The sequence below is a fragment of the Peptococcus niger genome, assembly GCF_900101835.1.
Classification (GTDB): domain Bacteria; phylum Bacillota; class Peptococcia; order Peptococcales; family Peptococcaceae; genus Peptococcus; species Peptococcus niger.
Genome location: NZ_FNAF01000002.1, coordinates 135,358 through 156,203, shown reverse-complemented (window position 1 = coordinate 156,203; position 20,846 = coordinate 135,358). Strand labels below are relative to the sequence as shown.

Here is a 20,846-nt window from a genome sequence, read left to right as displayed (position 1 = left end):
ATTTCGTCTTTTTGAGGCGAATTTTGACTTTATTTTTTCACAATAAGCGTATTTTATAGTGAAATACCTCTTATTATGCATTTTATTTGAGCCTTTTTCTCTTTTATGTGGTTCTGTTTTCGTTTGTTTCAACAATTTTTTCGATCTGACAAGGTACAAGGGCATAAAAAAACGCCCCTCTTACAAGGGACGTCACAGTATATTAAATCATTAAAAAACAACAGCTTTTAGTCTGGCAAAACGATAGGCAAGTGTGTTCAGGATATGCATGGAATAAAACAAGCGCAGACCTCCTTTTAATTGCCACCTTGCAACACTTTATGACACTATTATTATACCATGAATCGACCGCTTGTAAATCACCTCAGCCCCTTTTTTCTAATTTTGGTCACGACTTTACCGGACCGGGCAGCGGCAGGCCGGTTGCCCAATATTTTGTCGGGATTGAGTTGACAGGGCGCTTAAAACTCTCTACCATATTAGGTATCTTTGCATAGAGGAGTATTGTATGACCCTACCCATTTCATCCGTTCAACGGATTATTGATGCCCTTCTAGGTTGGTACGACGCCAATGCGCGGGCCTTGCCCTGGCGGACCAGCGGAGAGCCTTACCACATTTGGATTTCCGAAGTCATGCTGCAGCAAACCCAAGTGGCCACCGTCATTCCCTATTATGAGCGCTTCTTAGAAGCCTTTCCAACGGTGGAGGCCCTGGCGGCGGCAGACCAAGACCAGGTCAATAAGCGCTGGGAGGGCCTGGGCTATTACAGCCGCGCCGCCCATCTCAAGGCGGCTGCCGAGGCCCTTGTGGCAGACCATGGCGGTGAATTGCCGGATACGGCCGGTGACCTGATCCGTTTACCGGGCATCGGGCCCTACACAGCAGGGGCCATTGCCTCCATCGCCTTCGGTGAACGGACGCCGGCGGTAGACGGCAATGTCATGCGTATTCTAAGCCGCTTTACGGCCGATGAAACGCCTGTCAACACCGGCAAAAGCCGGGCCCATTATACACCGATCGCCGCCAATTTGCTGCCGGCACACCGGCCGGGCGATTTCAACCAGGCCCTCATGGACCTGGGCGCCATGATCTGCACTCCAAAGGCGCCGAACTGCCCCGCCTGTCCCTGGCAAGCCTATTGTGCTGCCAATAAAGAGGCCCTGCAAGGGGACCTGCCCAAGCGAGAAAAAAAAGCCCCGCGTAAAATTGAATCCCACACAGTCTTTGTTTTGCGGTATAATAACAAGGTGTATGTGCGACGCCGACCGGCCAAAGGCCTTTTGGCCGGTCTTTGGGAATTTCCCCACCTGCCGGTCCACCTGTCAGCAGGAGAAGCTGAGGCCCAGCTGCAGGAAAAAGGCTTTTGTCCCACGGCCCTTAGGGATTTGGGCCGCGCCAAACACCTTTTCACCCACTTGGAATGGCGGATGCAGGCCTATATGGTCACCTGTGCGTCTGCCCCACTAGGGCCTGAAGGCGCTTGGGTGGACCGTCCCACATTGATAAAGGATATCAGCTTACCCGGTGCCTTTGCAGCCTGGCGTCAAGCCTTATTAAACGAAACCGATTTTTAGGAGGCATCATGAAGACCTTAAAGTCCATTCTGGTCGCTATCTTGCTGGTCTTGGCCATCATCGCCGGGGCAGCCTTTGCGGCCTATACTTTTTTTCCGAAAGCGCCGGCTGCTTCGGAGAAAGACGAAGAGCCCTTGTCTGCCGACACCAGCTATAATATTCTGCTTTGCGGGACGGACGGCACCCTGGAAAATGCCGACGTTATGGTGCTGGTCACCTTTGACCCGGCAAAGAAAACCGTAAAACTTCTTTCTTTGCCCCGCGACACCATGAGCAATGCAGACCGGGGCATCCCCAAATTAAATGCGGCCTACAGCCACCACCATTTGGCGGACATTGCCCAGACCAAAAAAGAAATCACCATGCTCACCGGCCTTTCCATTGACCGGTATGTGGTCACCACCTTTGAGGGCTTTGAGCACGCCATTGATGCCTTGGGCGGGGTGCCCATGAAGGTCCCCTTTGACCTCTACTACCTGGACCCCTACCAGGACCTGGAAATCGATATTAAAGCCGGCCAGCAGGTCTTAAACGGCAAAAAAGCGCTGGGATTTGTCCGCTACCGCGCCGGGTATGCCGGCGGGGACCTGTCCCGCATCCAAGCCCAGCAGCTCTTCTTTAAGGCCCTGGCCAAGACCCTTTTGAGCCCGGCCAACATCACAAAAATTCCAGCTTTGGCCAATGTGGTTTCAAAGGACATGTCCACAGATATGACCCTGTCTGAAATGCTGTGGTTCGGCAAACAGCTGCATGGAATAGACCTGTCCGGAAAATCCATGAAGATGTTCATGTTGCCCGGAACACCCGATTACATTGATGAAATTTCCTACTATATTCCCTCCCGCCAGGGCATTGTCAATATGCTGAATAAGGAATACCCTAAGGCTAGCCCCTGGACCGGCGATGAACTGGACTTGGTCAGCTACGCCGACACCACCCCGGTGACCTATGGGTACGGCAGCGACCAAACGCAAAACTTGCCGGAACTGAACGCCCCCAGCGAGGGAGAAAATGCCGATTCTCCGACAGGAGAGGCGCCGCCCCAAGGCCAACCTGCCGCCAACTATGGCTACGGCAACGCCTATGTGCCGCCGGCCGAAACCAATACCAATGCCCCGGCCCGCGGTTATACGGAAGTTCCTGAAGCCGCCGTGGCACCGGCAGAAGAAGCTCCCAGCGCATAAGACCAGAAAAGCCGCCGGGCGTCCTGAATCTTGGACGCCCGGCGGCTTTCTGCTGGGATTTTTTTGTAAAGGTCAGCAGGCGGCCCTATTGACGGGCCGCCTGCTGCTTGTATTTAGTTTTCTTCCATGATGATCGGCAGGATCATGGGTCGACGCCGGGTCTGTTCAAACAAGAATTTTCCCAAGGCATCCCGCAGGCTTCCCTTAATGGAAGACCAATCGGTGACCCCTTCCGCCATACATTGGCCCAAGGCCTTATCCACCCGTTTACGGGCTTCGTTCATCAGCTCATCCGCTTCGCGCACATAGACAAAACCGCGCGAAACGATATCCGGTCCGGCAAGAACTTTACGATTTTTACGATTTATGGTTGCCACCACAATTAAAATGCCGTCTTCTGACAATTGCTTGCGGTCGCGTAAGACAATATTGCCCACATCGCCAACGCCCAGCCCGTCAATGAGAACGCGACCGGCCGGCACTTTGCCGCTCAAGGCGATGCGGTTTTTATTAGCGGTCACCACCGAGCCGATTTCAGACACGATGATGTTTTTAGAAGGAATCCCGACTTCTTCAGCCAATTTGGCATGGTGCTCCAGCATCCGGAATTCCCCGTGAACCGGCATGAAGTATTTCGGTTTGACCAGGTTCAGCATCATTTTTAACTCTTCCCGGCAAGCGTGACCGGAGGTGTGCACATTGGCATCTCGTCCGGAAATCACATCTGCACCGAGCTTGCACAGCATATCAATGACATTGCTGACCAATTTCTCGTTGCCGGGAATCGGGTTTGCCGAGAAAAGAACCGTATCCCCCGGTTTGATCCGCACCTGACGATGCTCACTGTTGGCCATGCGGGACAAGGCCGCCATCGGCTCACCTTGGCTGCCGGTGGTCAACAAGACCAGTTGATTGTCCGGATACCGGCTCATTTCGTCCATTTCTATGAGCGTATGGGGCGGAATGGTCAAATAGCCCAGCTCGCTGGATACGGTGACGTTGTTGAGCATAGATCGTCCGGTAATCGCCACCTTGCGCTTGTTGGCAGCAGCAACGTTCAGAACCTGCTGCACCCGGTGTACATTGGACGCAAAAGTAGCCAGGATAATCCGCCCTTTCACGTGCGGAAAGAGTTTTTCAAAGGTATCCCCGATGGCCGATTCGGAAGTGGAATAACCGGGGCGCATCACATTGGTCGAATCACTCATCATGACCAAGACGCCCTGGGAGCAGACCTCCGCAATGCGTTGAAAATCGGTTGCCCGCCCATCCACCGGCGTCTGGTCAAACTTAAAGTCGCCGGTGTGGAAGACAATCCCAAGTGGCGTATGGATGGCCAGGGCCACCGCATCCGGGATGGAGTGGCAGGTGTGGATCATATCCACCTTGAACCCGCCCACCTTAAAGGCCTCCCCGGGCTTAACCACCACCAGGCGCTGCTTGCCCAGGCCCCGCGCTTCTTTTAATTTCCGCTCAACCATACCGATGGTCAGCCGGGTCCCGTAAACAGGCACGGGCAATTCCCGTAAAACGTATGGCAAGGCGCCGATGTGGTCCTCGTGTCCGTGGGTCAAGACAATACCCTTGACCTTATCTCGGTTATTTGCCAAATAGGTGATGTCCGGAATGACCACGTCTACACCCAAAAGATCTTCATCTGGGAACGCCATTCCTGAATCAATCACAAGAATCTCATCTTTATACTCGATGGCCGTCATATTCTTCCCAATTTCTTCTAATCCGCCCAAGGGAATAATCTGTACGCCATCATTTTTTTTCGGTTTTGAAATAATGAAACCTCCTCTTTATTTAATTCTGCCGACCGGAATTTCAGCTAATCATATTATAATCAATTGACGCCGCAGGTGCAAGCAAGCAGGCCCTGCGGCGTCAATTGAATGATCAATTCCTGTAAAAATTTGCCCTAGGCGCGTTTGATCCGCCCCTCTTTCCGCGCGTGCGGCTGAGGTAAATCGCCCTTGGCATAGCCCAGGATGCAATTGCCAACGCCCCGGTAATGTTCCGGCACGCCCCATTTTTTCAAATAGGCCTTGCCCTCCGGTCGATCAAAAACTTCCATGGCCCGGTTGATCCAGCAGGCACCTAAGCCCAGCGCATGGGCTGCGTTTAACAAATTGCCCATCACCAAAGAGCCATCCTGCAACCAGTTCTTTTGTTCCGGATCTGCCAAAACCACAATACAGGTGGGCGCCCCGTAAAAGGGCGAGCCCTTACCGCCGGTCATGGCCTCAGCGTTTAATTTTTCCAAGTCAGCCAGGGTCTCTTCATTTTGAACAACCACCATCATCGGCAATTGGTTGTCCCGCGCGGTGGGCGCATACAGGCCCGCTGCCAGCACCTTTTGCAACAAGTCTTCCGGCACCTGCCGGTCTTCATAAGCCCGCACCGATCGGCGGGTCAATAAACTTTCATAAGCGGATGTCATCTCACGCGCCTCCTTACTTGTCTTGGTCACAAGTGTCCTATTTAATCATTATACCCCTTTAAGCATTTTTTAAACCTACCGGTCTCTTCCAGGCCCTAGTCCATCGGGCCCTTCGCCATAAAAAAACGGCCCGCCTGGCGAGCCGTTGATCCTTAAAAATAGCTGTGCATCCCGGGCAAGAGGAAGGTCACGCCCAGCATGGTGAAGACCACCACCGCAAAGCCGAAAATCGAAAAATAGGCAGCCTTCCGCCCCTTCCATTGGCGCGACCGATAGCCGTGCAAGGCCACTGCATAAATCAGCCAGGTAATGAGCGCCCAGGTTTCTTTCGGATCCCAGCTCCACCAGCTGCCCCATACCTCTTCTGCCCAAACGGCGCCGGTGATCAAAAGAAGGGTTTGAAAGATAAAGCCCATGACGATGCTTTTATGGCCGACAAGGTCATAGTGGGCCGCCAATTCACCCTCCCCCTTGGCCTTGGTCAAATAAAGAAGGGCCATAACAAAGGCTAGGCCAAAAGAGGCATAAGCCACGATGGACGTCAGCACATGGGCCGTCAGCCAAACGCTCTTGAGCGCCGGCATAATCGGATCATCCGAATGGGGGATGGTATGGGCCAGGGCCAGGGTCAGAAAGGCCGACAGGGACAGCACCATGGTAATCAGCACCCCGGGCAAATGGCGGCGCAGCGGCAAAGCCATGGCCGCCAAGGCAAAGGCCAGGGCCACGCAAAATTCATACAGGCCGGTTAGCGGGACACGACTCAGCGTCACCCCACGTGTGATCAGGCCCAGCAAGGTCAGGGCAGCAAAGGCCATTAACGCAAAATCCGCCAGCCTGCCAAATTTTTCAGGCTGAGTCCAAAAGGCCAGCACCGACAAAAGAACGGCCAGGGCGCCAACCCCTGTCGCAAGATACAATATCACATCAGCCATGGCGGTCTCCTTTCTTCAGACGGATCTCATCCATATAACGCAGGAAAAGGCCCGCCAACGCCAAAATAAAACTCACAAACACCACCGGAATGCCGCAATCGTATTTCACCCGCAAGCCGGTGTAAGGCACATAGTCATCAAAACTGATTTGCAGGTTGCCGATCATACTTTTGCCGTTTTTTTGCAGCAACCGCATGTCCACCGGCTGGCCGTTGGCCTGAAGCGCCACTGCCAGATAAGGATTTTTCGGCGCTGCGGTGACGGATTTTAAGCTCCGGCTTTCCACATCATAATTGGGCACAAAAATCTGCGCCAGTGATTGGCCCTCCTTCAGCGGAAAGTCTTGACCTTCACGCAAGGCATATTTTTTTGTCCCATCTAAGCTGCTGACCTTTCCATGCACTTCCCAGCCGTATTTTTCTTGATAAATTTTAATAAAACCATGGCGATAGGGATGGTTCACAGAGATCTGCTCCTTGGTGCGCTTCCCCTTCCGGTCGGTAAAGGCCAAATCGGTAATATATTGGGAGGCAGACCCGTTGTCATACCAGTCAATGGTGAATTTGTCCACCTGAACGGTCGTCCCGGCAAGGGCGCCTTCCGTGAGTTTGGCTGTTTCCCCCCTGACCAGGGACACATCTTCCGTGGCACCGGTGGCCATGTTCAAAAGCGCGCCTGCCACGAGCAAGACCAGGGACAGGTGCAAGATGACCGACCCGATGAGCCGGCGGTTTTTCCGTCCACGCAACCGCATCAGGCTGCAGAGGACCAGGTAAACACAGAGCAAAATCCCCAGAAAGATAAACCAAGGGCTGTGGTAAATATCGGTCAGACCGGTGGTCATTAAAAAGTGGCCAATTCGATTCCCATAATGGAAGGTGTAAAATTCCGCACTTTGCTCTTGAGCAATAAAGGTTCCCAGCGCCGCAATGGCACTGAGAACCAGCAAAAAACCTATAGCGACCTTCATATTCAGAAGGCGGCTTAATATCGTTCTTTTCATATCAGCCTACTTATCTTCCTTATTTTTTTCCGTATCATCAGCTTTGGGCTGGTCGCTGGAAATTTCCGGCAAGGTTCCGCCGGCTTCTAGAATGGCCTGCTGGGCCAACTTAGTTGCTTCTTGACAGAGGTCAATGCCCCGCGCCAAGTCGGAATAAGATTGCTGCGGGTTGTGGAAGCCGAACCCGTTGGTCACCATGACGCAGTCCATATAATACTGGCCTTCCCGGTGTAACCGCTGCGCCCGGGTCACTTTATCTTTGTCCACACCGGGCAAGTCTTTGGCAACAGCCAGGGTCTTGATGGTTTCGGTCACCGCTGCCCCGGCCCGGTCTTCCATGGATTTCGTTTGGTCCTGGATGCTCTTCACCCGTCCCAGGAGCCAGTCTTTGCTTTCCCGGTGGCAGGTCAAGCAGCTTTGTTCCATGGTATCCAGCGGACTGCCCACATTGTGCGTGGAAATCTTTTGGTTACCAATCTTCATATAAGGCATATGGCAATCGGCACAGGATACCCCGGCGCTTTCATGGGTGGAATTCTTAAAGTATTCGTATTCCATGTGGCGGGGTTTGATCAAGGGCGTACCGGAATCCGGATGGACCCATTCGCTAAAGTTAATGCTGTCATAGTATTTGATCTGCTCTTCCGCCGTCAAGCCTTCCTTCCAGGGGAAGGTCACCTTATTGGTTTCCGGTTGGAAATAGTAGGTCACGTGGCACTGGGCGCAGACCAGGGTCCGTTTTTCCTGACGGCTGGCCTGGCTGACGTCAATGCCCCGGGCTTTCATAGCCTCTAAGAAGGGCGGTTGACGCAAGGCCAATTCAGACGGGTCATCCGTTTCATGGCAATTGTAGCAACCAACGGTATTGGTCAATTGATCGTTGATTTTATGGAAATCCATCGAATAATATTTATCCCCGTATTTCTCAATCAAGCCGGGAATTTGGCTGGATTTACAGGTGTTGCAGGCAGCCTGTTTCGCCTTCCAACGGTTCTCATTAATGTGCCGAATATCGTCCAGCATATAGGCATGGCCACGAGGTTCGTTGAATTCTTCAGCGTAACCGGTGCCCTTGTACATCAATTTCATATACGGATGCGACTCAAAATGAGAGGGGTGGTCCGTATTATCTTTTGTTTGTTCAAATGTCTCAAACTGAGCCGGATAATTGGCCTTCCAGGCTTCGTTATTTTCCTGTTCTTCAGCGGAAATCGGCTTAATGACCGTTTGCTTCAGCTCCGTATTATGGCCAAAAAAGAGCCCGGCGCAAACGCCGACCACAATCGCCACCACCACTGCCGACAGGGCTAAAAGCGCCCCCTTACCTCTGCCTTTCATGAATCCATACCTCCTTTAATCATCGTATGCGCCGCTTCAAATGCCGCCAACTCGGCCGCATCTGCCTGAGATGCACCATCCTCACCTGTCGATTCAGGCGCAGCCGGCAGCCCTTGCCCCTGATCAACATACTTTAAATCTACATTGGTCATATTGGGCTTAATGGCATGCGGTGTATTGCGATGACAATCAAAACACGCTTTGCCGCCGTCTGTCATGGTATCGCCGATTTCCTCTAAAATTCCCTTGTGGCAACGCACGCAGTTTTCCTGAATAACGCGTTTGGCATGATCGGAAGCATGAATCTCATAGGGATCTTTATTACGAATAACGCCTATGAGGTCAACCGTCCCGGTCCAGGCTTTGTCAAAAGCGCCCCGCACCAAGTGGTGGGGTACATGACAATCGCCACAAGTGGCATTGAGGCGGTGGGCAGAATGGACATAGGTCTCCACTTGCGGGTCCATGACGTGACAGGAGCCACAGAAGTCCGTCCCGTCAAGGCCTAGGGCCGGTATTTTAAGACATAACATAAGTAAGAATAGCACCGCCAGGCCTGCCGTAAGGCCCCCCAAGATTTTGAGACGCAAAGATCTTTTCACTGCCATCACCTCCATCTCCACGCGAATCTATTTATATTAAGAATAATTCTACGAATATTATTTGTCAATGATGATAAAAGACTTCATGTTTTTGCTGGAGTTATAAAAATAACTCCCTTGCCTAGCTCTTGTCTTTTTTTCTTAATCTTTTTGGCCTACTGACCTGTTTTTGACCATAAAGAGCCCCTGGCCGATAAAGGCCAGAATGACCGTCAAGAGGTAAAAGACCCGCCCCGGGTCCCGGTTCAAGACGGCTGTCGACCGGTCCGGCAAAATCTGCACCTGGACCTTGCCGGCCTGCCAGCGGTCACCGCCGGACAAACCGCCATGCCAGGTAATCCCCTCTCCATTGGTCAGGGCCAGGTCATCTCGCCCGGCTTGCAGTTGCCAGCCGGCAAAATCTCCCTCCAGCTGTCCTGTCCCCAACAGGTCGATACTTTCCTGGGCCCCCAGGCCCAAGGTGCAAAGCTGCGCCAGAAAAAAGGCCAGTCCTGCCGCACAGAAAAAGGCCTGTACCAGCTCTCTTTTCCGCACCGCGCCGACCGTCGCTCCACAGGCCGCTAAAAAGGCCAGCCCAGAAAGGGCCAGCATAGCCAGCAGCCAGGGCTCTGCTAAGGCGCTCAGGCCTTCCCGGCCGGGCAGGTTGGCCTCATTCAACCCGCATACCGCCATGGCCGCTAACAACCAAATAATGACCGTCAGGCCAAAAATGCGATTGCAGACCCGGCCGAACTTGTTCCATCCCGTCACCTGTAAATCCCCCTTGTCTTTGCTGCCCGGCCAACCAGCCCTGACCAGGGCTGCTGACCCCTTGCTCTCAACAGTTCATTTATCGCCAATCGCCAACTGCCTCCCTTACGGCGCAAGGCAATCGACACAGTGGTAGATGTCCTTTTCCTGGATAAAATCAATAAAGCGGTCCGTCATCCGTGCGGTCAGTCCCCACAAGTTGTAACCACTGTCGGTCATATCGTAAAAGCCCACCACGTGGTTGCGCCGCTTCCATTTATAATTTTCCCCGCCGGGCAGGCGGGCGGTGGGAAAGTCATCGCTGTAGGTGGCTTGAAGGCCCGTTTCATAGTACTTGGGCGGATGGCTGCACAACCAGGATAGGGGCAAGGCGTACACCTCTTCCACCTCATCCGGATTGGGTTCAAGGGTCAGCGGCGTTTTACCCGTGATGATACCGACGAAGCAATAAATCAAGGCCGTCTCTGTGACCACAAAATCCATTTCACCGATGATGACAATATCCTCCCGCGCCACATTCAGCTCTTCTACGGCCTCGCGAATGGCCGCATCAGACGGGCATTCGCCGGGCTCAATCGCTCCGCCGGGAAAGGAGGTTTCACCGGGTTGGGAAATGTGGGCGGCCCGTACTTCATAGAGGATGGACCATTGGTCGTTGACCCGCACCAGCGGCAAAAGCACCGCAAAATGCTGGCGACGGCCGAGAGGGCGCGGCTCATATTGATTTAAATCCTGCGCCAAGGCATTCACAAAATCATCCATGTCATCCCTCCTTTACTGTCTATAATAGCACGGAAGCCGGGCAACCGCCACAAGGCCATCGATTGTTTTCGCAATAATTTGATAAGCTTTCAGTAAACCCCCTCCCCGTATTCAGGGCAAAAAAATAAAAGCCCCTGTGGAGGCAAGGGCTTTTACAGCAATGTTGGATCAGCCAACACGTTTGGAGGTGAGAAGGTCACAACCTTCAACAAAGAGGAGTATAGAGGTGTTGAAATTAGGTATCCCTAACTTCTGAATAAAGAATACCAGATTCCATTTCAGTTGTCAACAGCTAACTTCAATTTTTTTATGATTTTTTTTCACTTTTTTTGTCTTTTCCCTCCAGTCAGCTTAATTATAGGGATAAAACGGTTGACCCGCCGGCAGTAGGCCATGTAGTCCTGCCCGAATTTTTCTTTCAACCACCTTTCCTCTGTAAAAATCATCAGGACCGTTAAGTAGGCCCAGAAAATAAATGGACACAAGAGCAGCCAGGCATTCCCGACCATTAGTAAGATTCCGGTCAGCAAACCGGCGAATGCCGTATAAATCGGATTGCGCACCAGGGCATAAGGACCGGTCGTCAGCAGGCGATTGTCACGAATCGCTTGGCTGAGCTGTTGACCGATGACCGCCGCCAGCCATAGGCCGACGCTGGACAGGGCCAAGCCCCCGCCACTGAGGCGCAGAAGTCTTTTCCCCCTGCGAAGGTCCCCGGAGCGAAGCAGGCCCTTGCTTCTTAAAAGCAGCCCTAGCGCCGTTACCAAAAAACAGCCGCCGACATACAGGGGACCGACCCCAAAAATCGGTAACTGTTTTTTTCTTTCAACCATACTAATCCCTTCTTACCTAAAAAAGTTGCTGAAAGATAGCGGCCGGACCGGCAAAGCCTTCCGCTTTCGCTGCCTCCAGCCGGGTGATGCCATCGGTCAAGTCCCTTTCGCTGTAATAAACAGTTTCTAAGAAAAGGCCTTGGGCCGGTGCCGTGTTGCCGCCGTCTGTCCGTTTGCCGGAGGCCAGGGCTTTGGCGAAAAGGCCAGCAGGCTTTCGCCCGACGGCCTCGTCCAAGGCGGTTCCGACCAGGTTGCGCACCATTTTCCGCAGGAAGCCGTCACCGATCAGGTAAACGCTCACGTAGTCTCCCCGGACCAAGACCCGGATGCGGTACAAGGTGCGGTCATAGGTCAGGGTGGTGGCCCCACGGCCACAGAAGCCACCGAAATGATGGGCCCCTTCCGCTTGGGCCAAAACCGCTGCCAACCGATCACAATCCACCGGCTGCACTTCATGGGCCAGGTACATGTGCCCGATGGCAGGCAGGCGGCGGCCCGTATACAGGTGGTAGCTGTAGCATTTGCCAAGGGCATGCTTGCGGGCGTGAAAGGAGGGTTGCACTGCAGCGACAGCGGTGGCGGTAAGGTCTGCCGGCAAATACCGGTTGACCGCATAGAGCAGGCCATCCGCTGTAATCCGCCGCTCCGTGTCAAAATGAAAGACCTGCCCTTTGGCGTGCACGCCGGCATCGGTGCGCCCGGCGGCGTGAATGCCGATCGGCTCGGCTAAAAGTTTGGTCAGCCGGGTCTCCAGTTCCCCCTGGACCGTGCGCAAGCGCTCATCCGCTTGCCGCTGGAAACCATGAAAGCCGGAGCCGTCATAGGCGATGGTGACTTTAAAGCGCTGCATAGTAAGCCCCCACCCGCGATACAAGAGCCGCCAGGAGAAAGACCACACCGATGGCAAAGGCCACCCGGTCCAGGCGGGTATAGGACAATTCCCGCAGGCGGGTCCGCCCCTCGCCCCCATGATAACAGCGGGCCTCCATGGCCAAGGCCAAGTCATAGGCCCTTTGCAAGGCGGATAAAAAAAGCGGCACCAGGATTGGCAGCAAGGCCTTGGCCCGCCGTAAAAGGCCGCCTGATTCAAAATCTGCGCCACGCGCCGTTTGAGCTTTCATGATCTTATCTGTTTCTTCTAAAAGGGTGGGGATAAACCGCAAGGCAATGGTCATCATCATGGCCAGTTCATGCGCCGGCACCCCAATTCTGCGAAAGGGCTTGAGCAGGGCTTCAATGGCCTCAGTCAGCATCATGGGGGTGGTGGTCAGGGTCAGGACGCTGGTGATCAAGACCAGGAGCACCAGCCGGGTACACATGATAAAGGCCATGTAAAGGCCCTGCTCTGAAATGTGCAAAAACCGCCATTGCCAAAGGTAATGGCCGGGGGTTAAAAACATCTGCATCAGGGCCGTAAAGGCAATGATCAAAAAGAGGGGTTTAATCGCCTTGAAATAATAGCGCACCGGCACCTGCGACAACCGCAGCACCACCAGGGCCGCCCCGATGACCAAGGCAAAACCCGGGGCTGTTTTGACCACAAAGAGGGAAATCATAAACAGCAAAATGCAGATGATTTTCGTCCGCGGATCCAGCCGGTGCAAGAGCGACCGCCCTTCCACATATTGCCCGATGGTTACATCAAAGGCCATCCGTCTCCCCCTTTCTCTCCGCCAAGGCTGCCACAATCGCCCGGCGGGCACCGTCTATCGTAATGGCATCCGTCTCTACCGGCAGCCCTGCCGCCTTTAAGCGCCGGAGCAACATGGTCACCTGGGGCACGCCCAGTCCCATCTCCCGTAAGGCCTCTTCATGGCGGAACACCGCCTGCGGCGTATCATCAAAGGCCACCTGACCGCCGTTCATCACGATAATCCGCTCTGCATAATCGGCCACATCGTCCATGGAATGGCTGACCAGCAGGATGCCCATGCCGGCTTCCCGGTGCAGCCGCGTCACATTTTCCAAGACCCGGTCACGCCCCAAGGGGTCCAGGCCGGCCGTCGGTTCATCTAAAATCAGGTACTTGGGCCGCATCGCCAGAACGCCGGCCAAGGCCACCCGGCGCTTCTGACCGCCGGACAGGTCAAAGGGCGCCCGGGGGGCAAAATAGTCGTAGTCCAGGCCCACCAGGGCCATGGCCTCATGGACCCGCTCGTCAATCTCCGCTTCAGTCAGGCCTTGGTTGCGCGGTCCAAAAGCAATATCCTTGGCCACCGTTTCTTCAAAAAGTTGGTGCTCCGGGTATTGAAAGACCAGGCCCACGCGCCGCTTCACCGCCCGCGCCGCATCGCCTTTTTCCCGGGAATTGACACCGTCAATCAGGACCGCCCCTTCACTCGGCATCAGGAGCGAACCGGCCAATTGCACCAAGGTGGACTTGCCACTGCCCGTATGCCCCACAAGGCCGGTAAAGCTGTTTTCCGAAATGGTTAAGTTTACATTTTTCAGCGCTGCGCGCCCATTGATTTCGTCCCCATAGCGATGGGTCACCTGCTTAAATTCTAACGGCATAGGGCCTCCACCATCTCCTCTGGGGTTAAAATATCTTTCGCCAACCAGGGGCAGTCCGCATGCAAGGCCTGGGCCAATTCAGTCACCACAGGCACATCCAAGTGCAGGGCCTTCAGCTCCTCTACCCGGCTGAAAATGTCCCGCGGCGTCCCTTCCATAACAATGCGGCCGCCCGTCATAACCAGCACCCGGTCTGCCGAAACGGCCTCTTCCATATAATGGGTAATGTTCACCACGCCGATGCCATCTGCCTTGAGCCGCTGCATCGTCGCCATGACCTCTTCCCGGCCACGCGGATCCAGCATGGCCGTCGGTTCATCAAAGACGATGTAGGCCGGCCGCATGGCCAAGACCCCGGCAATGGCCACCCGCTGCTTTTGACCGCCGGACAAGCGGTGAGGCTCTGCATCTTTAAAGGCCGTCATCCGCACCGTTTCCAGAGCCTCTTCAATCCGCTCCAGAATTTTCTCCCGCGGAAGGCCCAGGTTTTCCGGCCCGAAAGCCACATCCTCCATCACCGTGGTCGCCACCAACTGGTTATCCGGATTTTGAAAGACCATCCCCACCTTCTGGCGCACCGCCAGGGTCAGGTTCGGATCCCTTGTATTTAAGCCGTCTACCAAGACCTCCCCTTCTGTGGGGAGGAGGAGGGCATTCAAATGTTTTGCTAAAGTTGATTTCCCGCAGCCGTTGCGCCCCAAGACCGCCACATATTCCCCCGGCGATACTGAGAGGCTCACGCCCCCCAGCGCATCCGGTTGGGTCTCGTCCGCATTGGCATAGCGGTGAACCAATTGGCGCACCTCAATCATATCTATTCTCCGTTCAAGATCAATCATTTTGGATCAGTCCATGTTCCGTTGGTATTTTACCATAGAAAGGCAGGGCATTAAAGGCATTCCCGCCGGTCACCTGCTGTAAATGCTGAGCCGGAAGGCCCAGACCGGACAAGAAAACCGGGCAAGCAGGATTTGCTTACCCGGTTTTCTTGATTTGGGGGTCTTTCATGATAAGGCCCTATGACCAACTGATAAAGGTTTCCCATCTGCACCCGGTCTTGAAGGGCCCTCCTGGGCCAGACCCCACCAGCTTTTGGACCGCCGTTATTAATCTTTATCCATCCGGTCCAATCGGTCTTTGTTTTTGATGGCTTCGTTTAAATCAATGCCTTTCTTAAGGGCTTTATTAAGGACCTTATCTTGGCTGAAGTCCAGCCGATTGCCCTTAAGCGCGCTGCTGTTCTCACCTATAATGGTCTCTTCTCTCAGGCCGTATTCGCTTTTGATGAACTTGTCTTCTTTCACAAGGTTGGACATTTCATGCTTGGTTTCCAGCTCATAAACGTGTCTGGCATCTGAATTGCGATACCTCATATAGATCGTATAGTAAAATATAGGGCCCGATACGAGGAGGAGCCAATAGGCGTTCTTATACTCTTGAAAACTCGTGCCGTTAAAAGTATCCCACCCGGCGACAAGATTAAGGATTAAGGCCCCAATGAGGCTGACAATTTCTACAAGGACGGCACAAAAGAACAGCTTGGTAAAATTAATCGGAACGCTGCCCATGGTTTCCAGGGTTCGCGCGTTAACGGCCACATAGTGCAGCAGATTTTTAGAGTCCTTCTTCTCCATATAGCTGTAAAGCCAAACCGGCAGATAGGCGGCTTTCCAGGAATCCCCCTTGACGGTGAAGTCTTCTTCTTCCCATTTGACGCCTCTGTCATAGGCGGTAAGGGTTTCTTTGGCGGCCAGCCTGGCCACATCGGAGCTTTGGGCATCGGTGGCTTTTTTGAGAAGGCCTATGTTGGTATCTCTTTTTTCCGAGGTGTAGCCCTTAAGGTAGTTTGCATTGAATTTAACGCAGTTTTCCGTATCAAAGGGCATGATGGCGTTGATGATATTGGTGGTTTTATCCTTTGCGGAATAGTCCAGCTTATCACTGCTGGCTTCTATGGAGAGGTCGTCTATAAAAATATCGAACTCTCTGTCCACCTGGTAAAGATCGGCGTCATAAACGGTGTATTCCTTATCGTCTTTCTTGATCGTGCGGGTTCTTGTCTTAATTTCACCTTTACCGGAAAGTTTCATATGGCCGTTGACATCGACAAGCATGTAAGGAAAATAAACGCCACAAATATTGTCGGTGGTAAATTCTTTGGTGAATGTTGGATGGGCAAAAAACTTCCTCTTCTGGACAAAGTTCTCAATTTCTTCTTTGGCATCCTGTTTTTGAACTTGGAAGGGAAGCAGGACGTCCGGCACGGCCCCGTTGGGAACCTGCTGGTTGAGGGACAGGGTGTTCCTGCACCAGTGACACCGGGCCTGGACAGAAGAAGCCGTATCGATAACGACTTCCGCCCCACAGCTTTGGCACTTTAGCGTCATCATATTGTCGGCGTCTTCACTGATATCGCTGGCGCCACTGCCTGCAGAAGTGCCCTCCAGGCTGCTGATGTCTGCATCCTCTTCGGCCAAGTCTACGTCAAATTCATGACGGCAAAAATTACAGCGGAGATGACCCGTCTTAGGATTCATCTGAATGTCTGTGGCGCCACACTGGGGACACTTGATTTGCCCATTCTCAAGACTATTTTCAGGATCCCTAATCTGGATGCTGTCATCTCTTGCTTGGTCTAATCCCTTTTCATTCATGGTAACCACCCCTACAAGCCCAATAAGTCAAACTTTATCTTATTAAATTCTTCCTGGGTAATGACCCCTGCATCCAACAATTTTTTCATTTCAATCAGCTTAGCCGTTGGGTCCACTGCTGCCTGTCCGGCTCCTTGCGATTGCGGCTGCGCCTGCGGTTGCTGGTTGACCGGTTGCTGGCTGGGAGCTTGCTGGTTTGGCGCGCCGGCTTGGCCGCCGAAATTCGGTTGATAGGAATTGGGACCCTGTGGCTGTTGCATCCCGTTCATCATACTGCCGGCGGCGTTCATCCCCATGCCCATAAAGGCCATATTGGCCCCTCCGCCGTTTTCACCGGCAGACTGCATGCCGCGGGCGGCCGCCTGTTGGAAGAAGGCATTGCCGCGAGAACCTGATAGGGCATCTGCTTTTTTGACATCGGACATGAGGGCCTTGGTGTCTTCATCGTATTCAATCGAAAGAATGGCGGTTTTGATGATTTCAAGCCCCCGGGACGTCTTCCACTGGTAGCCTTCTTCTACAGCAGCAGATAAGGACTGGGCAAAGCCGATTTGGTCGCCTTGAATCTTGCTCATCCGGTTGCCCATGCTCGGGTCATTGGTGTACTTTGAAAAAGCTGCCGAAAGGCTGCCAACCACTTCATTAAAGAGCTGCTCGGCGGCGTCATTGTCCATATCTTGAAAATCAAAGGCTTCCGCATCTGAAATCAAATAACGCACCGGTACAAAATTTTTAATGAATAAGATCGGGTCAATTACCCGAAGGGTATAGGTCCCCCTGGTAACTGCGCCAACCTGGGTGCCGAAAAAGGCGTCATCCCAGTAGATTTCCGATTGGGTCCCGAACCGGTTGTTGGGAATTTCTTTTAAGTTGACATAGAAGAGCAGTTGGTTGGTCGCCGGGGCGCCTCCGAACTTGAATTTTTCCCAAGAAGACTTAACCAGAGCCTCCATCGGCCCGTCCCCGGTAAAGATTGACTTGGCATTCGGATCATCTGACTTAAATTCATAGCCGCCCACCTGGGTAATGAGGTTGGTAACAGCGCCATCTTGAATGGTGACAAGGGCGGTTCCTTCCGGGACAATGACCTTGCTGCCGTTGGTAATGATGTTGTCGTTGCCCTTGCTGTTGGCCCCTCTGCCATTATTGACCCCCATCGGTGCGCCGGGGAAAACAGCCGCTGTAGCCGGCACACCCGGCATGGGTCCATAGAAGTCTTTCCACTGGTCAGCCAGCGTGCCACCGAGGGCCCCTGAAAATGCTTGTAAAAATCCCATAATTTTTTTCCTCCTCATAAGCTTACCTGTCCAGGTCAAACCACCATCTCCTTCTGCCGGCAGGGCCAGCCCGGTTCATTGTTAAAGGGACCGGCCCGCCGGCAGTCCGGGGAAGGCTTTAAGATTCCTTTACTGGACTTGATTAAAGATCAGTTTTGCATCATTGGCAGCTGTCTCTTCACTGTCGGTATCCAATATGGTCGTAAGAACATCGCCATCCTTGATGTCCAGGTCGACATTTGGATTGTCAGGGTTGAACGCATACTCACTTTCTTCCCCCGTTTTAGCGGAATAGTGGTAAACTTCCCAACCCAGGCTGCCATAGGTTGGATCCAGGGCAACATTGGTATCCAGTTTATAGTGGCCGGCTTGAATATCCCTACCGACAATAAAATGACCCATGCCCAATTCCTTTGTCATGTCTACTTTTTTAGGAACAGCGGTAAATTTAACCGTCGCTTCTTTGTTGAAGTTCAAGGTATCCCCCTTAAAGAGGATGAGTCTTAACTTTGACGGATAACTCATGGAATTTTCCGGAACGGTAATGATATAGCGCAAGGGCATATTATACCCTTCTTGTCGCGTGCCCTTTAAATTGGCCACATGCCCGTTAAGGCTTAAAACTTCCATATCATAGACGCCCGGGCCCAGGGGGCCTTCACCAACGACCATATCACCGTTGACAACCATATCTTCTGTTGTTTTCCCTTCTTCAACCAGACGGTTCCAATCGCCAAGGGGATCGGACACAAGGCTGGACTTGCTGTCGCCGGCGTCCGAACTGCAGGCCACCAGGGTGATGAGCATCAGGGCAAGGGTTAAACTGACCAGCTTTTTCATATATGACTCCTTTCAGTCCTTGGGAAAGGTATCTTACTTAACAAATTTCCGCAAGATAAGCGCCGGCAGCACAAGGGAATCCGATTTTAGATAAAGGTCCCCTCATTGACACCTGTCCAATGTTCCCTTGTCCCGTCTGCATCACGGGTAAAGTCATGCCCCATAGCGGCTTCCATAACCGGTTCATAGAACCAGGCCTGGCGGGCGACATCGGTGAAGGAGAAGACATTGGCCGGATGAGCATCCATCCAGTTAAGATCGGCGTGACGATTCAGCATCCGGTTGGTAATAGAGGTCACTTCTGCCCGGGTAATGGCTCTTTCCGGCCGGAAGGTATTATCCGGATAGCCGAAGATCCAACCATTGCTGGCCGCCAAACGAACGGCCTTATAGCCCCAGTGGCTGGGGGGCAGGTCTGTAAAAAACAAATTCTTTTCAAGGGTCAATTGGGCAAAACGGGAAGCAATGGAAGAAAACTCTGCCCGGGTAATGGCTTGGTTGGGTCTGAACGACCCGTCAGGATAACCGCTGACAATGCCTTTTCTGACCGCATAGCCGACCGTATCGGCATACCAGGCCCTGCCATCAACGTCATTAAAGCCGGCGTAGTAGTGTTGACCAGGGACAGGGCGGTCTTTTAAGAGCCGGGTAAACATGGTGGCCACTTCCGCCCGGGTCATACTGCGGTCCGGGGCAAAACTGCCGTCCGGGTAGCCGATTAGGTATTGGTAGTGGTCTTCCGTATTCAGATCCTCTAAAGATGGCTTCGCCGGTATCGGCGGATTGTCCGGTTGAGGCTCAGGCGGGGTAACCGGCTTGGCTTGAACTTTGGCTTCAGTTGAATCAGGATATATATCATCATATCTACCAGCCAATATACCATCAGATCCACCAACCAAAACTGCTGAAATGGCTGTAACAATCGTGCCGGCTGTCAGCTCTTGCCCTTCCGGCAGGGCCAGGGACCACTTGCCCTCTCCATTAACGGTGGCTGTGCCAATCAGGCTGCCATCCTGCCCCGTTACTGTAATCGTCTTACCCGGTTTGCCTGTACCACTGATGGTCTTATCCCCTTCCGTAATCGGTGCAAGGGTCAGCGCCTCATCCGGCCCTGTCATCTGAGGATCAGCAGGCGGCTTGGGGCTAGCTGTTCCACGGGTAAAGTAACCGGGAGCAGCGGGGCCACCGTCAATTCTGGCATAGCTTTTATCCGTATGCATCGGATTATAGGGCGTTCCTTGACCACCCTTTAATTGTACGCAATTTTCAAATATGGGGCTTCCCGCCTGCATTTTATTGACCTGAAAGGCCGGGGAAACCTTGATGGTGCTCAAGTGAGAGCAGCCACTGAACATATTGATCATATACGCATTTCTGGTATCAAAAGAGCTTAAATCCAAGTCAACTAAGCGATCGCAATCATAAAACATGTAACTCATATCTTCTACCCGGCCGGTATTAAAGGCGGTCAGGTCCAGCTTTTCCAGCAGACTGCATTTATAAAACATCTGAATCATATATTTGACTTGACTTGTATCGACTTCATAAAAGAAAACATTCCTTAATTGCTTATAGTTACTATCCGCTTCGCCGGAAAATAGCTGCCTGCAATTTTCCGGAAAAACGATGGTGCCATCCTCTTCATGGACCACCCAAACGTCGGTCCAATCGCTATTACTATAAGCATGGATTTGACCACCTATTGAGGCCTGGCTGACATCCCCAAGGTCAATAGTGGCATCCGAGCTCTTCCGACTTTTTTTACCGAAGGAAATCTTCGCTGCCATGCCACAAGGCACTTTTTCGTGAAACTTATCCTTGTCCAAGGTATTGACGGCGTCGCTGCCTGCATAAACCGGCAGGGGGGCTACCGGGAGGCTCCCAACCACCAGGGCCAGGGCCAAGACCAGGCCCAGCCATTTTTTAATCTTCTTTTTCATCTTAAATCCCTCTTTCTATAAAATAATGGCAACACTTTCTTGTTTTTCCTTCAATAAGGTTCCCCCCCCTCGCTTGTCCTCTTGCCCTTATCCTCCAGCAAAGGATATTTTTTATAGGCCACTCCTGCTTCTGAGGCTAGTGTACCTTTTTATGACCTGGTCCACATCACCTAAACGGGTGATATTTGGTTA

General features: G+C 52.9%; 19 protein-coding genes. 2 read left to right on the top strand and 17 right to left on the bottom strand.

The genetic code is table 11. The annotated features are described in order from the left end of the window. The first annotated feature begins 508 nt into the window (after positions 1-508). Together mutY and BLQ16_RS02545 are read left to right on the top strand one after the other, a co-directional pair. On the top strand, positions 509-1,576 hold the full coding sequence (mutY, locus tag BLQ16_RS02550; RefSeq protein WP_091791186.1) for an A/G-specific adenine glycosylase: 1,068 nt from the start codon (positions 509-511) through the stop codon (positions 1,574-1,576). A gap of 8 nt (positions 1,577-1,584) precedes the next feature. Next, positions 1,585-2,760 carry an LCP family protein gene (locus BLQ16_RS02545; RefSeq protein WP_091791185.1) on the top strand — a complete coding sequence of 392 codons (1,176 nt, stop codon included), beginning with the start codon at positions 1,585-1,587 and terminating at the stop codon, positions 2,758-2,760. Between the two features lie 113 nt (positions 2,761-2,873). Here BLQ16_RS02545 and BLQ16_RS02540 read toward each other — a convergent pair whose 3' ends face one another. From BLQ16_RS02540 to BLQ16_RS02460, 17 genes are all read right to left on the bottom strand, one after another. Beyond that, positions 2,874-4,550: a ribonuclease J gene (locus BLQ16_RS02540; RefSeq protein ID WP_278308562.1), complete on the bottom strand. Its 1,677-nt coding sequence runs from the start codon at positions 4,548-4,550 to the stop codon at positions 2,874-2,876. A gap of 134 nt (positions 4,551-4,684) precedes the next feature. Next, positions 4,685-5,206, bottom strand: a complete 522-nt coding sequence (locus BLQ16_RS02535) for a nitroreductase family protein (protein WP_091791183.1) — start codon at positions 5,204-5,206, stop codon at positions 4,685-4,687. A gap of 152 nt (positions 5,207-5,358) precedes the next feature. Continuing rightward, positions 5,359-6,141: a cytochrome c biogenesis protein CcsA gene (gene ccsA, locus BLQ16_RS02530; RefSeq protein WP_091791182.1), complete on the bottom strand. Its 783-nt coding sequence runs from the start codon at positions 6,139-6,141 to the stop codon at positions 5,359-5,361. Beyond that, entirely contained in the window at positions 6,134-7,144 is a 1,011-nt protein-coding gene (locus tag BLQ16_RS02525; protein ID WP_091791181.1) for a cytochrome c biogenesis ResB family protein, read from the bottom strand. Before BLQ16_RS02525 ends, ccsA begins: the two co-directional genes overlap by 8 nt. A gap of 6 nt (positions 7,145-7,150) precedes the next feature. Beyond that, positions 7,151-8,482, bottom strand: a complete 1,332-nt coding sequence (locus tag BLQ16_RS02520; protein WP_091791180.1) for an ammonia-forming cytochrome c nitrite reductase subunit c552 — start codon at positions 8,480-8,482, stop codon at positions 7,151-7,153. After that, on the bottom strand, positions 8,479-9,084 hold the full coding sequence (locus tag BLQ16_RS02515) for a NapC/NirT family cytochrome c (protein ID WP_242868930.1): 606 nt from the start codon (positions 9,082-9,084) through the stop codon (positions 8,479-8,481). The genes BLQ16_RS02520 and BLQ16_RS02515 overlap by 4 nt, the downstream gene beginning before the upstream one ends. Positions 9,085-9,225: 141 nt before the next feature. Beyond that, complete coding sequence (locus BLQ16_RS02510) at positions 9,226-9,834, bottom strand: hypothetical protein (RefSeq protein ID WP_091791178.1); 609 nt, start codon at positions 9,832-9,834, stop codon at positions 9,226-9,228. Positions 9,835-9,939: 105 nt separating this feature from the next. Further along, positions 9,940-10,596 carry an NUDIX hydrolase gene (locus BLQ16_RS02505; protein ID WP_091791177.1) on the bottom strand — a complete coding sequence of 219 codons (657 nt, stop codon included), beginning with the start codon at positions 10,594-10,596 and terminating at the stop codon, positions 9,940-9,942. Between the two features lie 320 nt (positions 10,597-10,916). Next, complete coding sequence (locus BLQ16_RS02500) at positions 10,917-11,429, bottom strand: methyltransferase family protein (protein ID WP_091791176.1); 513 nt, start codon at positions 11,427-11,429, stop codon at positions 10,917-10,919. 16 nt (positions 11,430-11,445) lie between these two features. Continuing rightward, positions 11,446-12,279 carry a tRNA pseudouridine(38-40) synthase TruA gene (truA, locus tag BLQ16_RS02495; RefSeq protein ID WP_159427951.1) on the bottom strand — a complete coding sequence of 278 codons (834 nt, stop codon included), beginning with the start codon at positions 12,277-12,279 and terminating at the stop codon, positions 11,446-11,448. Further along, positions 12,266-13,081, bottom strand: coding sequence for an energy-coupling factor transporter transmembrane component T family protein (locus tag BLQ16_RS02490; protein ID WP_091791174.1), 816 nt, complete (start codon positions 13,079-13,081; stop codon positions 12,266-12,268). The genes truA and BLQ16_RS02490 overlap by 14 nt, the downstream gene beginning before the upstream one ends. Further along, positions 13,071-13,943: an energy-coupling factor transporter ATPase gene (locus BLQ16_RS02485; RefSeq protein ID WP_091791173.1), complete on the bottom strand. Its 873-nt coding sequence runs from the start codon at positions 13,941-13,943 to the stop codon at positions 13,071-13,073. The genes BLQ16_RS02490 and BLQ16_RS02485 overlap by 11 nt, the downstream gene beginning before the upstream one ends. Beyond that, complete coding sequence (locus BLQ16_RS02480) at positions 13,934-14,755, bottom strand: energy-coupling factor transporter ATPase (protein ID WP_091791172.1); 822 nt, start codon at positions 14,753-14,755, stop codon at positions 13,934-13,936. The genes BLQ16_RS02485 and BLQ16_RS02480 overlap by 10 nt, the downstream gene beginning before the upstream one ends. Positions 14,756-15,049: 294 nt before the next feature. Continuing rightward, complete coding sequence (locus tag BLQ16_RS02475; protein ID WP_091791171.1) at positions 15,050-16,597, bottom strand: hypothetical protein; 1,548 nt, start codon at positions 16,595-16,597, stop codon at positions 15,050-15,052. 11 nt (positions 16,598-16,608) lie between these two features. Then, complete coding sequence (locus tag BLQ16_RS02470) at positions 16,609-17,874, bottom strand: SPFH domain-containing protein (protein WP_091791170.1); 1,266 nt, start codon at positions 17,872-17,874, stop codon at positions 16,609-16,611. Between the two features lie 129 nt (positions 17,875-18,003). Further along, a complete protein-coding gene (locus tag BLQ16_RS02465; RefSeq protein ID WP_091791169.1) occupies positions 18,004-18,714 on the bottom strand; it encodes a hypothetical protein in 711 nt (236 codons plus the stop codon). A gap of 86 nt (positions 18,715-18,800) precedes the next feature. Beyond that, complete coding sequence (locus tag BLQ16_RS02460) at positions 18,801-20,654, bottom strand: S-layer homology domain-containing protein (RefSeq protein WP_091791168.1); 1,854 nt, start codon at positions 20,652-20,654, stop codon at positions 18,801-18,803. Positions 20,655-20,846: the final 192 nt, after the last annotated feature.